7 protein-coding genes are annotated in these 14793 nt (G+C 58.1%); 4 read left to right on the top strand and 3 right to left on the bottom strand.

Annotated features, from left to right (window positions below):
• Positions 1-185: 185 nt before the first annotated feature.
• Together ppsA and ggt are read left to right on the top strand one after the other, a co-directional pair.
• A complete protein-coding gene (gene ppsA, locus BQ9846_RS12480; protein ID WP_075881750.1) occupies positions 186-2558 on the top strand; it encodes a phosphoenolpyruvate synthase in 2373 nt (790 codons plus the stop codon).
• A gap of 135 nt (positions 2559-2693) precedes the next feature.
• A complete protein-coding gene (gene ggt / locus BQ9846_RS12475) occupies positions 2694-4490 on the top strand; it encodes a gamma-glutamyltransferase (protein ID WP_075881280.1) in 1797 nt (598 codons plus the stop codon).
• 9 nt (positions 4491-4499) lie between these two features.
• Here the strand turns inward: ggt and BQ9846_RS12470 are convergent, their stop codons facing one another.
• From BQ9846_RS12470 to acnB, 3 genes are all read right to left on the bottom strand, one after another.
• Entirely contained in the window at positions 4500-6383 is a 1884-nt protein-coding gene (locus tag BQ9846_RS12470; protein WP_075881279.1) for a glycerophosphodiester phosphodiesterase family protein, read from the bottom strand.
• Positions 6384-6461: 78 nt separating this feature from the next.
• Complete coding sequence (gene rraA, locus BQ9846_RS12465) at positions 6462-6974, bottom strand: ribonuclease E activity regulator RraA (RefSeq protein ID WP_075881278.1); 513 nt, start codon at positions 6972-6974, stop codon at positions 6462-6464.
• Between the two features lie 168 nt (positions 6975-7142).
• The gene (gene acnB / locus BQ9846_RS12460) at positions 7143-9746 is read right to left on the bottom strand and encodes a bifunctional aconitate hydratase 2/2-methylisocitrate dehydratase (protein ID WP_075881277.1); all 2604 of its coding nucleotides are present in this window, start codon (positions 9744-9746) and stop codon (positions 7143-7145) included.
• A gap of 447 nt (positions 9747-10193) precedes the next feature.
• Here acnB and BQ9846_RS12455 point away from each other — a divergent pair, with 447 nt between their 5' ends.
• The gene (locus BQ9846_RS12455; protein ID WP_075881276.1) at positions 10194-10850 is read left to right on the top strand and encodes a MiaE family protein; all 657 of its coding nucleotides are present in this window, start codon (positions 10194-10196) and stop codon (positions 10848-10850) included.
• Positions 10851-10880: 30 nt separating this feature from the next.
• On the top strand, positions 10881-14780 hold the full coding sequence (locus tag BQ9846_RS12450) for an ATP-binding protein (protein WP_075881275.1): 3900 nt from the start codon (positions 10881-10883) through the stop codon (positions 14778-14780).
• The last annotated feature ends 13 nt before the right edge of the window (positions 14781-14793 follow it).

Here is a 14793-nt window from a genome sequence, read left to right as displayed (position 1 = left end):
TATGCAGCCGCTAGCAATATGAGTGGCTGACTACATAACCGGGCGAAAACTGGCGTATGTTGTAAATATCCTCCACTCCCTTCGCTGTTAGACCAATGGCGAATACCATAGACCGGTGTTAGGGTAGCAGCGTCAATCAGTGGCGGCTTGCTTGCCGTACGGATGTTTAAATGCGAGGGGGTTGCGTGGAAGAGTACATTCTGTGGTTTGATCAGTTGGGGATGGATGATGTCGAGCGCGTAGGCGGTAAAAACGCCTCGCTGGGCGAGATGATCTCTAACCTGTCCGAAGTTGGTGTCACTGTTCCCGGCGGCTTTGCAACCACCGCGCATGCCTACCGTGAATTCCTCTCTCACGAAGGCCTCAACGAGCGCATCAACGACACGCTAAAGCGCTTGGACGTGGATGATGTCAAAGCGTTAACCGAAGCCGGGCGTAACATCCGCCAGTGGATTATCGACACGCCGCTGCCGCCTACCTTCGAAGCCGCGCTGCGTGAAGCCTACGAGCAGCTGCAAACGCGCCACCCTCAGCTAAAAGTTGCCGTACGCAGCTCGGCCACCGCGGAAGACCTTCCCGACGCCTCCTTTGCGGGTCAGCAAGAGACTTTCCTAAACATCGAAGGCTTTGACAATATCAAGCGTGCGGTGCACGAGGTGTTCGCTTCGCTGTTCAATGACCGTGCGATCTCCTACCGCGTTCATCGGGGCTATGCCCACGAGAACGTCGCCCTCTCCGCCGGTATTCAAAAAATGGTGCGCTCGGAAACCGGTGCGGCTGGGGTAATGTTTACCCTGGATACCGAGTCCGGCTACCGCGATGCGGTGTTTGTGACCGCGTCCTGGGGGCTGGGCGAGACCGTGGTTCAGGGCGCGGTAAACCCGGACGAATTCTACGTGCACAAACCGACGCTGGCGGCGGGGCGACCAGCAGTGCTACGCCGTAATCTCGGCTCTAAACTGATCAAGATGGTTTACGGTGAAGACGCAAGCGCAGGTAAGTCGGTGGAAACCGTCGATGTGCCGCTCAAAGACCGCGGCCGTTTCTGCATCACCGACGAACAAGTCATGGATCTTGCACGCCAGGCCATGACCATTGAAGCTCACTACCAGCGGCCGATGGACATCGAGTGGGCGCTCGATGGCGACGATGGCAAGCTCTATATCGTTCAGGCGCGTCCCGAGACCGTGGTCTCTCAGCAGGAAGGCGGTAAGCTTGAGCGCTTCAACTTGAAAGAGAAGGGGCGCACCCTGGTGACCGGTCGCGCGATCGGCCAGCGCATTGGCAGCGGTACGGTCAAGGTGGTGCTTAGTCCCGATGACATGGACAAGATCCACGATGGTGACATCCTGGTCACTGACATGACCGACCCGGACTGGGAACCGATCATGAAGCGCGCCTCAGCGATCGTTACCAACCGTGGCGGGCGCACCTGCCACGCGGCGATCATCGCCCGCGAGCTAGGCATACCGGCCGTGGTGGGCTGTGGCGACGCCACGGAGCTCCTCAACGAAGGTAGCGATGTGACCGTTTCCTGCGCCGAAGGCGACGCTGGCCATGTTTACGAGGGGCTTTTAGCGTTCGATCGCAACGTCACAAGCGTCGATGCAATGCCGGACATTCCGTTCAAAATCATGATGAACATCGGTAACCCGGATCGCGCTTTCAGCTTTGCCAGCCTGCCCAATGCCGGCGTTGGCTTGGCGCGCCTAGAGTTTATTATTAATCGGATGATTGGCGTTCATCCCAAAGCGCTGCTTGAGTACGACACCCTGCCGTCCGATCTGCAGCAAATTATTGATTTGCGCACGGCGGGTTACGACGACCCGGTCAACTTTTACGTCGATAAGCTGGTCGAGGGCATCTCGACGCTGGCGGCCTCGTTCTATCCCCAGCGCGTGATTGTTCGCCTTTCGGACTTCAAGTCCAATGAGTACGAAAACCTGATTGGCGGTAAGCTTTACGAGCCCGGCGAAGAGAACCCGATGCTCGGTTTCCGTGGTGCTTCACGCTATATTTCCGAAGCGTTCCGGCCCTGTTTTGAACTTGAGTGCCGTGCGCTCAAGCGCGTGCGTGAAGTGATGGGGCTCGATAACATCGAAATCATGGTGCCCTTTGTGCGCACTACCGAAGAAGCGCGCGAAGTGGTTGATCTGTTGGCCGCCAATGGACTGAAGCGTGGCGACTGGGGATTAAAGGTCATCATGATGTGCGAGCTTCCAGCCAATGCGCTGCTGGCGGATGAGTTCTTGCAGTACTTTGACGGCTTCTCCATCGGCTCTAACGATTTAACTCAGCTGACCCTGGGCTTGGATCGTGACTCGGGCATCGTGGCGCATCTTTTCGACGAGCGTAACGAAGCGGTGAAAAAACTGCTGTCGATGGCGATTCAGGCATGTAAAGCCCAGGGCAAGTACGTAGGTATTTGTGGGCAAGGGCCATCGGATCACCCCGACCTGGCGAAGTGGTTGATGGAGCAGGGGATCGACTCGGTTTCGCTCAACCCCGATGCCGTACTCGAAACCTGGTTTATGCTCGCTGGAGAAAAAATCGCCTAAAAATGGTGGAAGCACCATTTTCTATGCGCTACAGCGCTGTTTGACACGAATCTGTTGCATACGCCCGGCCCAGTGCCGGGCGTTTTGGTCTAAGGTACAGTGAGACGCAATGAAGAGAACCCAATAGGAGCGTTTATGTTACCTCGCTTAAAACGTGTCTTGCCGCTAGGGTGTTTGTTGTTGCCACTCACTGCCGCCGGCTTTCGCTATGAAGCCCCCGCCATCTCACCGGAAATCGCCTCTGGGTTTGAAGAGAAGCCAGGTTGGGAGGCAGAAGCGTTTGCTGTGGCGGCGGCCAATCCGCTCGCGGCAGATGCGGGTTATCAGGTGCTCAAAGCGGGAGGTAATGCCATAGACGCCGCTGTGGCGGTACAGATGGTGCTGACGCTGGTCGAGCCCCAGTCCAGCGGTATCGGCGGTGGCAGCTTTCTTATGCATTACGACGGCACCGACGTCCAGGCTTTCGATGGCCGGGAGAAAGCGCCAGCGGCAGTCGATGAAACCCTTTTTCTCGATGAGGAAGGTGAGCCTTTAGCGTTTATGGAGGCAGTGGCAAGCGGGCTGTCGGTAGGCGTGCCGGGCACATTGAAAATGCTTAAACAAGCGCATGAAGCGCATGGAGCATTAGACTGGGAGGTGCTTTTCAGCCCAGCGATTTCCTTGGCAGAAGCAGGATTCGCGGTTAGTCCGCGTTTGCACGAAAGTCTCGCATCTGATGACGCGCTGCGAAAAGATCCGCAGGCACAAGCGTTTTATTACCAAGATAAGGATTCAGCGCTCCCCGTAGGAACGGTGCTGAAAAATCCGGCATTGGCGGAAGTTTTGCGCCAAATCGCCAAGGAGGGTAGCGATGCCTTCTACGCGGGAACGGTCGCGGAAGACGTGGTCGAGCGGGTGAGCTCGCACCGTGAACGACCCGGCAAACTGAGCCTGGAAGATATGGCAGCATACGACGCCTTGGAGCGCGCGCCTTTGTGTACCCCCTGGCGCCAATGGGAGGTGTGTGGCTTTCCTCCGCCTTCGTCGGGGCACTTAACCATCATGCAGATACTCGGAATGCTGGATCACCAGCCCATGCAAGAAGCACCGCTTGATAACGGGGCGCCAAGTGCGGGTTGGTTGCATCAATTTTTAGAAGTATCCCGTCTCGCCTTTGCCGATCGCAACCGCTATATCGCCGATCCCGCCTTTGTCGAAGCGCCAGGCGGTGAGTGGGATAGCATGCTTGCGCCTGAGTACTTGGCCAAGCGGGCTGCTCTGGTGGCTTCCAATGAAAGCATGGGGGGTAGCGCGGAACCGGGTCATCCAGGTGAGCTGGTGACTAGTTGGGCGCTGGCGCCTTCCCAGCCGGAATACGGCACCAGTCATATCAGTATTGTGGACGCCGATGGGCAGGCGGTCGCGATGACCTCGTCGATTGAGCAGGCGTTTGGTTCGCGTATTCTCACCGACGGCGGCACCGGCCTTGCGGGTGGCTATCTGCTTAACAATCAGCTCACCGATTTCTCTTTTGTACCTGAAGTGGAAGGCGAACCGGTGGCCAATCGCGTTGAAGCGGGCAAGCGGCCGCGCTCCAGCATGAGCCCAACGCTCATTTTTGAGCGCGACAGTGGAGCCTTGTTGGGGAGTCTGGGATCTCCCGGCGGAGCAGCGATTATTCACTACACCGCCCGTACGTTGGTAGCACTGCGGGATTGGGGCTTAAATGCGCAAGAAGCACTCACGCTTCCCCACGCCATTACGCTTGGCGAGGGAGTTTTTGTCGAGAAGGATCGCTTTCCTGACCCAACCCTCAACAAGCTGGAAGCGTACGGCCATGATGTCAACGAGCGCGAACTGACCAGCGGGCTGCAGGTGATTATGCGCCAAGAAGATGGCTCGCTTTTCGGTGGTGCCGACCCACGCCGCGAAGGGGTGGTCATGGGCGATTGAGCGGACCCTTCACTGGCGTAACCAATTGCGCAGTTTGACTAGCATGAGGCCGCCGTCGCTGAGTTCGTGACGGTCGGCGAGTAGCTCGGCTAACTGATCGGGATAGTCGGTGATAATCGCATCGACGCCCATATCGATCAACGTTGACATCCGTGCACGGCTATTCACCGTCCAGGCGTGAATTTCGTAATCGTATAAAAGCGCTAAGCGTACTTCCTGTTCCGTGATGCGGTTATGGCGCAGGCCCAGTGCGTCAAATTCGCGCCTATTGAGGGTGCCGGGAAGAATAAGCTGAGCCAAAAGTGTCGTGCGCAGGGCGGGCGCCTGCGCTTTTAAGTAGCGCAGAAGCGATGGTGTCATCGTTGCCGCGCTCATGTCGGCAAACGCATTAGGGAAGCCGCAGCGAGCGTAAGCCTCCAAGGGCGCTGCTTGTTGTGCCCAGCAGGCGATGCGTTGCTCGCTTTCCTCAAACAGCACCTCAATCACGGCATCAGCGAGTTGCCGGCTTTGACCGGGGAGTGGCTTCATTTCGATCATCAAACTGGCCTTACCCCGCATGGCACGCAAGGCTTCGTCCAAGCCGGGAATGGGCTCACCCTGAAAGGCATCGCCAAACCAGCTGCCGACATCGAAGCGGGCTAACTCATCACGTGTTAAATCGCCAAACTCGCGCGGGTCACCCGCTAAGCGAGCCATTGTGCGGTCGTGATAGAGCATGACGTGCTTATCGGCGGTTAAGCGAACATCGATTTCAATGGCGTCGGCGCCGTCGATCACCGCTTGATCAATGGCTGCCATGGTGTTTTCGGGGGCCACCATGGAACTGCCGCGGTGGGCAATAATCTCGATGTCGTCGGAGAGCTCGAAACTATTGAGTATCCACCATGCCTGTAACCCGGCAAATAGCAGCACGCCAAGCTCCGCCATCCAGGCGAGGCGACCTGGGTGAGAGGCTTGTGGCGGAGAGGCATGCGCAGAGCGGTGGGCCAGTTGCATGTATAAACAGGCCGAGAGCATGGCATTAACGGCAATACCCAGGAAGGTGATCGCTAGGGTAACGAGCACATACCCGGTTAGATACGCCAACATCGCCGGCATGAGCACGGCATTATGCTCCGGCAGCCACCACAGCAGCGGCGTGAACAGTTGGTCAAAAAGCAGCGTGGTGATAATCGGCAGCACAATAACGCTCAACAGCACAATCAGTACCGCCGTGCCGATAGAACGATGCCAGCCACGGGTATGCACAACGCTGCGTTTCAGCGCGTGCAATGGCGAAATGTTTTCGAGTGCTACCAGGGGGAGCGCCAAAACCCAGCGTAAATAGAGCCAGGCCGCCAGCCACGCCCACACCCCGAATAGCGGTAGCGCTGAGGCAATGAAATACCATAGCACCGCGGGTTTGACGCGCTGCAGGTAATAGGTGTCCAGCCCGCCGAGCCAAACATCGTAAAGCCACGCTAAAGCGAACATAAAAGGCGCTACCAGAAGGATGTGCGCCCCTACCTGAAGCACCACCAAGCCGGTAAGCGCAGGCAAGCGCCGGGTGCTTAGCCACAAGGCGTCCAATGCCAAGCGGTAGTGATTATCGCGGGGTCGAATCGCCACGTGCAGCATGCCCGCCTGCTGCCAATAAAGCACGATAAAGGTAAGCCCCAGCGCCACCAGCGATACCGCCAGCCCTAACGGACTAAAGAGCAGCGTGACAAGGTCTTCGGTGGTGACAACGACCCGATTGAGTCGCGCGAGCAGCGTGTGTAGCGCCCAGAAAACGGCGGGTAGGAGAAGGGTAGAAGCGAGCAGGGTAAAAAAGAGGTGAAACGCGATGAGCGGGCGAAGATGGTCCCGCAACGTTCTCAGCAGTAATCTTCCGAGCGTTTTTAGTGGCTGCATAGGCAAGACATGCGTCTCAATGCTTAGGGCTATCCACCAGGGTGGCACTGGAGCGCCACCGCTGGCAAGTTGAGTACCTTAAGCAGGTAGCTCCAAACGCTCTTTGGCGATGACGATGCCATTGTTGTCGGCGTAGAGCCACTGGCCCGGTTCGATAGTGATGCCGCCAAACGTCACGGCTACCTCGCGCTGCCCTTCACCGCGTTTTTCGCTTTTGCGCGGGTGACTGCCCAGCGCCTGCACGCCAAGGGAAAGAGTGGCGAGGATATCCACATCGCGCACGCAGCCGTACATGATGACGCCCGCCCAGCCGTTTTGGACGGCCTGTTCGGCGAGCATGTCACCGAGCATCGCGCAGCGGTACGAGCCACCTGCATCAACCACCAGCACCGCCCCATTTCCCGGTTCGGCGACGGCTTGTTTCACCATGGAGTTGTCTTCAAAGCACTTGATCGTGCGTACCGGACCGCCGAAAGCGTCCAGGCCGCCGAAGTTGGCGAAAAGCGGCTCGACGGCGGCGACCTCGGGGTAGCGATCGCAAATATCGGGTGTCACGATATCGTCCGAAGGTATGTGCGTAGATAGGCCCATAAGAGCTCCTTTTGGTCTGTCGAAAAAGACGGGTCACACGGTAAGAAGTGGTTAAAAAAACGCCCCGGCTGCTTAAGCAGAAACGGGGCGTTCGGTCATCGGCTCAGAAGCGTGACAGTGGCTTCTGCGATGGTGCGAGCATCGGCGATGTTGGTCAGGTGGGGGCGCTTATGCTTGCTGTTCCACCGGAATCACGTTCGAGGCCATTTTTTGATACTCCTCGATTTCGTGGAAGTTCATGTAGCGATAGATTTCACCGGCCATGGCGTCGAACTCGCCCATGTAGCGCTGGTACTCCTCGACGCTGGGCAGGCGGCCTTCCACCGCGGCAACCGCCGCCAGTTCAGCGGAAGCCAAGTAGACATCGGCGCCATCGCCAAGGCGGTTGGGGAAGTTACGTGTGGAGGTCGACACCACCGTGGACTTCGCCGCGACCCTGGCCTGGTTACCCATGCACAGCGAGCAGCCCGGCATTTCCATGCGCGCGCCAGCACGGCCGTAGATACCGTAGTAACCCTCTTCGGTCAGCTGATGCTGGTCCATCTTGGTGGGCGGCGCAAGCCATAGGCGCGTCTTCAGGCTGCCGGCCGGCTGTTTTTCAAGCAGCTTGCCCGCGGCGCGGAAGTGGCCAATGTTGGTCATGCACGAGCCGATGAAAACTTCATCGATCTTTTCGCCGGCGACGTCGGAGAGCAGGCGGGCATCATCCGGGTCGTTGGGGGCGCAGAGGATCGGCTCCTTGATTTCACTTAGGTCGATTTCGATCACTTCGGCGTAATCGGCATCCTTGTCGGCGCGCATCAGGCTCGGGTTAGCCAGCCACGCTTCCATGCCTTCGATGCGGCGGCTGATGGTGCGCTCGTCGCCGTAACCATTGGCGATCATCCACTTCAGAAGGGTGATATTGGACTTGAGGTACTCGCTTACGCTCTCTTCGCTTAGCGTAATGGTACAGCCCGCCGCGGAGCGCTCTGCAGAGGCATCAGAAAGCTCGAATGCCTGCTCGACGGTCAGGTCTTCCAAGCCTTCAATTTCCAGAACGCGACCGGAGAAAGCGTTTTTCTTGCCCGATTTCTCTACCGTCAATAGGCCCTGTTTGATGCCGTAGAGCGGAATGGCATGAACCAGATCGCGCAGGGTAACGCCCGGCTGGCGCTTGCCTTTAAAGCGGACCAGCACGGACTCCGGCATGTCCAGCGGCATGACGCCGGTAGCCGCGGCGAAAGCCACGAGGCCGGAGCCGGCCGGGAAGGAGATGCCCAGCGGGAAGCGGGTGTGCGAGTCGCCACCGGTGCCGACTGTGTCAGGCAGCAGCATGCGGTTTAGCCAGCTGTGGATAATACCGTCACCCGGGCGTAGTGATACACCGCCACGGTTCATGATGAAGTCGGGCAGGGTGTGGTGGGTATCGACGTCAACCGGCTTCGGGTAAGCCGCTGTGTGACAGAACGACTGCATCACCAGGTCGGCCTGGAAACCGAGGCACGCAAGATCCTTGAGCTCGTCGCGGGTCATGGGGCCGGTCGTGTCCTGAGAGCCCACGGTGGTCATTTTCGGCTCGCAGTACATACCGGGGCGAACACCTTCCATGCCACAGGCCTTGCCGACCATTTTCTGCGCCAGCGTGTAACCTTTGCCGGTATCGACCGGCTGTTCTGGCAAGCGGAAAACGTCAGACGGCTCAAGGCCAAGCGATTCGCGCGCCTTGCCGGTTAGACCGCGCCCGATAATTAGCGGAATACGACCGCCAGCGCGAACTTCGTCGAGGATTAGCTGTGTCTTGAGCTCGAAAGTCGTGACAACCTCGTCGGTGCCGTGCTTGCACACTTTACCTTCATAGGGGTAAACGTCGATAACGTCGCCCATCTCAAGGTGGGTAACATCCATTTCGACCGGCAGGGCGCCCGAGTCTTCCATGGTGTTGAAGAAAATCGGCGCGATCTTGCCGCCAAAGCAGAAGCCGCCGGCGCGCTTGTTGGGGACGTTCGGGATATCGTCACCGAAGAACCACAGCACGGAGTTGGTCGCGGACTTGCGCGAGGAGCCGGTGCCCACGACGTCGCCTACATAAGCCACCGGGAAGCCTTTCGCTTTCACTTCCTCGATCTGCTTGAGCGGGCCCACTTTGCCGGGCTCAACCGGCTCAATGCCGTCGCGCTCGTTTTTCAGCATGGCGCGGGCGTGCAGCGGAATATCCGGGCGCGACCAGGCGTCCGGTGCCGGGGAAAGGTCATCGGTATTGGTCTCACCCGGGACCTTAAACACGGTCAGGGTGATCTTCTCTTCTAGCGCCGGCTTGGAGAGGAACCACTCCGCGTCAGCCCAAGACTGAATAACGTCCTTCGCGACGGTATTGCCGTTTTTGGCACGCTCTTCCACGTCGTGGAAGGCATCAAACATCAGCAGGGTGTGCTTGAGCTGTTCGCCGACTTCTTTGGCAAGTTCGTCATTGTCCAAAAGCTCGACCAGGGAAACGATGTTGTAGCCACCCTGCATGGTGCCGAGTAGCTTCACCGCATGAATCTTGTCAATCAGCGGAGAAGTGGTTTCGCCTTTGGCGATGGCGGTGAGAAAGCCCGCTTTAACGTAAGCCGCTTCGTCAACGCCGGGGGGAACGCGGTTGGTGATCAAGTCCAGAATGAACTCTTCTTCACCCGCCGGTGGGTTTTTCAATAACTCGACAAGATCAGCAACCTGCTCAGCGGTCAGGGGTTTGGGTGGGACGCCCTCAGCAGCGCGTTCCTCTACATGTTGGCGGTAAGCTTCAAGCACGTTGGGGCCCTCTCATTTTGCTTTATGATGGCTGGCTGGGAGCTGCGATGTGCTAGCAGCGCACTGGCCAGACACACGATATACGCTTGACAAACAGCGCTTGGTTAGGTGGCCGAGATTCTACGGTAAACTGTCGACAATGTTAAGTGAGCGGGCAGGGAATGCCCTTGTACTTTGGTGAAAGTACTTTTGTGAAAGCACGGGGAAAAGTAATGCGAGTGAAAGTATTTCGCGACAACCCTTTTTGTAATAATGATGGCAGGATGAAAGTGGGCTTAGCCTAAGAGATGTGATTCTAGTGCCGCCGCGTTACCATGTCGCGATTAAGCATGACGCAATAATCAAGAGTGTATTACCTCTCGCGTCTGTCGTTTGCGGTTGCACAGCGCTGACGTTTCAGATACACGTCTTGTACAATAGTGATAAAGTCGTTTGAGTACCGAAGTTATGTCGATATCTGCCGCTGAATTAAACCAGGCGGATCATTCCCTAACGGCGGATGATTTGCTGCCCGAAAGCCTGCTGGACTTCCTGGCTTGCCCTACACCCAGCGCCTGGTTGGCTTGGGCACTGGAAAACCCGGAGCTACTGCTGATCGACCATGCGCAGTGTGAAAAGAAAGCCGCCTCAACGGCGATGAGTCTGCTCTACCGGTATGTCGATCAACCGTTACTGCTGAGCAAAATGTCGCAGCTCGCGCGCGAGGAGCTTCTGCACTTCGAGCAGGTGGTCAATCTAATGGAGAAGCGCGGCGTCGCGTACCGGCATATCACCGCCTCGCGTTATGCCGAAGGACTACGCCGGCATGTACGGCCCAATGAACCCGAACGGTTGATTGATGTGCTGATTATTGGTGCCTTAATTGAAGCGCGTAGCTGTGAGCGTTTTGCCTGTTTGATTCCCTATTTAGATACCGAGCTGGCTAAGTTTTACCGTACGCTGGTGAAATCCGAGGGGCGTCATTTCGAGGATTACCTTCTGCTAGCCCGTCAGCAAACCGAGGCCTGCATTGATGAGCGCATCGCGTTTTTCGTGGCGCGTGAACAAGCGTTAATTATGTCGCCTGATACGGTGTTTCGTTTTCATAGCGGTGTCCCGGCGTAACCCGCCATTCGCCTAGGCAGGATGTGTACCATGCGCGATGTTTCTGAGTCTGATCAGCTGGTCCTTTTCGGCCACTTCTCTCTCACCCAGGGCGAAGATGTGCTGACCCACTTTAGCTATGACAAAGTGAAAGCGTTGCTGGTGTACCTGCTCCTTCACCGCCAGCCGGTGAATCGCGCAGCGCTTGCCGAGCTTCTCTGGCCGGACCAGGGATTGTCCTCGGGACGCACGAATCTGCGGCACGCATTGCACTGCCTGCGTCAGTCGCTGGGGGATAAAGCCGAGCAGGTGCTTAGCGTTTCCCGCCAAACGATCGCCTTTCACCTTCCCTCTTGCTGGCAAGTGGATCTGCACGAGCTGCAACGTTTGCTCGAAGGCCCGCGTGACCTGTCAACGCTTGACGATGTACTGGCGTGTTATCAGGGCGATTTGATCGAAGAACTGCAGCTAACCAACTGCGCCGAGTTCCAGCGTTGGCTGGTCCAGGTGCGTAACGAGTGGCGCCAGCGGGTGATTCGTTTTGCCGAGCAGGTGCTTGATGCGCATACCGATATGCCGGATGTCATGCTGGAAACCTTGGTAAGTCGCTTTTCCGGTTACGGGCCTTTCCATGAGAGGCTGGTGAAGCAGCTGGCGGAGAAGGATCAGCTCGCCGCCGCTCACGAACAGTATAATAGCTACTTGCAGCTATTGGCGCTGTCGGGCCAGCAACCAGAGCCCAGTTTTTTACAGCTTGCCAACTACTGGTCGGATGGCCATCACGATCCCCGTATGATCAGTCCACAAGGAGCTTATTCACGCACGTTGGCGGCCGATAGTAAGCCTCTGCGCGAGGATGAGATCGAACTTCGGCAGCTCTCGGTCATGGCCATACGTTTGCGTTTGCAGGGCGATTGGCAAGACCGGGGAGCGACCCGTAGTTGCCTGGCGTTGCAGTTAGAGTTATTGCGCTGGCTGGAACAGCAGTGTCACCATTTAGGCGGGTTCTGGTTGCCCGGCGCTACGGGAGGGCTGGGGCTAGCTTGCTTTGGTACTCACGGCCCAGCGCATCAGCTCGCGGAACTGGTCGCGCTCTATGAGCATTGCCGCCACGCCTTGCCGCAAGAGTGTGAGCGTCAGTGGACGGGGGAAGGTGAACCACCCCGTTTTGAACTCGCGGCAGGGCTGCACAGTGGTCGCGTGGTGTATTTGCCCGAGCGTCAACTGGCCGACCCGCTTGGGCAGGTCACGCAGGTTTCGCTCGAGTTAATGAGCGCAGCGGAGGGGAGCGAGCTTGTGATCTCCCAAGAGGCGAGTCAGCATATGCCGCCCGCTCTTGATCTGCAGCCGCGGCTAGCGTCGCGCTTGGTAGCAAGCGATGGTCGCGTGCGCCTGCGTGCGTTGGCGCTAGGTAAAAATGAAGGCGGGCGCGATGCCATGCCGCCGAGTTTGGTTGGGCGTGAAACCGCGCTGCGTACGCTTCGCGACGCGCTGGCACGCGCAGGTATCGGTTTGCGCCAGAGCGTGCTTGTGCGTGGGCCTTCCGGTATGGGGAAATCCGCACTGATGGTGGGATTTCGCCAGTTGGAGCTTAGTCGCGACGCCGCAATTTGCTGGCAGCCCGCTACCCGTCTGTCCGTGTTGGAGCCGTATGGCGTGGCCCGCACGCTGATGGCGTGGTATCTCGATGCCGAACCCGATACCGACTTGGTGAAAGCGCTGCAAGCCCGCCTGGGTATGCCGGAGCTCGACGACGCCCGCCAACGCTTGTTGGAGGAAGCGCTAGGCGTGCGTGACGTTCAAGAGATCACCCAGCTAACGCAAAACGGTGAGGCCGTAGAGCTGGTGGTAAGCCTGCTGCATCGCTTGATCGAGCGGCAGGCGGCAGAGCGCACCTTGGTATTAATGCTGGATGACTTGCAGTGGCTGGATGAGCCTTCGTTTAAAGTGCTATCCGGCCTACAGGCGCGCTTGCCCATCAACACCGCCTTTATGCTGGTGGCAAGCCATCATGGCCGCGAGGCGCTACCGGTCAAACTGCACTGGGATCAGCAGATCACGCTCGGGCGCTTGGATGCGCTGCAGTCGTCGCGGCTACTCTCGCAGTTGTCGCGCCGCTACCGTATTCATCTTAGCCCTCGGCTGCGCAATCAAATTACCGAGCGCTGCGATGGCGTGCCGCTTTACATGCAGGAGATTTGCCGGCGGCTTGATATGGACCGTCGCGAGGGGCGTACCATTCAGTTCGATGATTTGCCCAAAGGGCTGTTGGGACTGCTTGCTAGCCGTATCGATCAGCTAGAGCAGGATCGCCATCTCGCACATATAGCGGCCGTTCTGGGGAAACGCTTTCGATTAGATTTCCTTGCTGAGTGCAGTGGCGTTGAGCTTCCCGCGCTACACCAAGCGCTTGAGCATATGCGTCAGCTTGAAATCGTCGAGCCGGTTGAGAAAGAGGGCGATTATGCCGAGTATCAGTTTAGCCACCAGCTGCTACAAGAAGCTGCTTACCTTTCGTGTCCTCGGGATGTGCGGGTCAAGCTCCACCAGCAAGTGGTGAGCCTCATTGAAGAGCGCTTCCCCATGTGGATCAGTCGCCACCCCGGGGATTTTGCCACACACCTGCGCCGAAGCGGGCACTACGCCCGTGGTGCGCGCTACTTTGAGCTTGCCGCGCGTGAGGCGCTAAAAGTGAGCGCGAACCGCACGGCACTCCGCATGGCTGACTTTGGCCTTGCCAGCCTGCGCCATGTTGACCATCAGGCCGAACGCGAGGTCAGCTTGCTGACCGTGCGGGGCCAGGCAGCCTTCGCCCTGGAGGGCCACGGCTCACCAACGGCGCATGAAAGCTTTGTCCGCGCCCGCGAGCTTCTGCGTCGCACTGATCAGGAGAGTACCGACGAGCCAGAGGATTTGGAGCAGATCTTTTTGGTGAAGTGGGGACTTTGGGTAGGTCGCAGTCAGCGTTACGCCCATGCAGATGCCTTCGCACTCGCCTCGACATTGGCCGATATTGCCGCGAAATTGGAAGATCCACGTTATCAGCGTTTGGCCGATTACGCCCGCGCGCATTGCGAGTACTGGGCGGGGCGGATTCAGCAAGCGCATGACCATCTCGATGAGATTGATCCTCTCAACGCATCGATGATGATCGAGTGGCTTCCCTTCTCGGATCATCCGCAAGTCACGGCTGCGTGCTTTCAGGGCTGGGCACTCTGTTTGCGCGGTGATTATCAGCGCGCCGAACACCAAGTCTCTGCGGCCATTCGGCTGGCGGAGAAAATTGGTCACCCGGGGACGCTGGCCATGGCCTTGATGTTTGCCTCGGCGCTTTATCGCCAGCTTGGACATGTGCATTTGGCTACACGTCATGCAGAGCGGGCGGCAGCCATGACCGGCACGCCCGATCTGCAGCTCTGGCAAATTTCAGCCCAAGCCATTTTGGGTTGGCAGCAAGCACTAGGCGGTGACCGGGGCGGTTTGCAGAAGATTGAGGAGAGCCTTGATCAAATGGCCGAGCTGAATGGACGCGACCGTTACCAACGGCCAGTGCTGTGGTACGCCGATGCGTGTATGGCCTTGGGCGAGTGGAAAGCAGCGGAAGACTATCTCGATCAATGCTTGGTAATTGCCCGCGAACGCGCCACGCTATTTTTACCCGAGTTAGCGACTCACTTAGCACGCGTGCGTCAGCGTTTAGGGCACACGCCTCATGAGGTCAAGGCGCTAGCGAGCCTGGCGATTGCGCAGGCCCGGGAGCACGGCAATCGTCACCAAGAGTTAGCCGCGTTGGAGTTTTGGTTAACGCATATTGCGCCCGGCGATCAGGCTGCCCGTGACACTTTCCGGCGTTTGCTCAGCGAAGTCAGCCATAGCGATGCGCCCGTATTGGTGCGTTGGGTGAGTTTGCTCGACCGTCGCTTAGCAACGGAGAGTTTGGAGAGCGAGTGAGTAGCGCTTACGC

Source organism: Vreelandella massiliensis, from assembly GCF_900155385.1.
Lineage (GTDB): Bacteria > Pseudomonadota > Gammaproteobacteria > Pseudomonadales > Halomonadaceae > Vreelandella > Vreelandella massiliensis.
The sequence above is the reverse complement of the archived record's forward strand: the minus strand, read 5'-3'. Positions and strand labels throughout refer to the sequence as shown.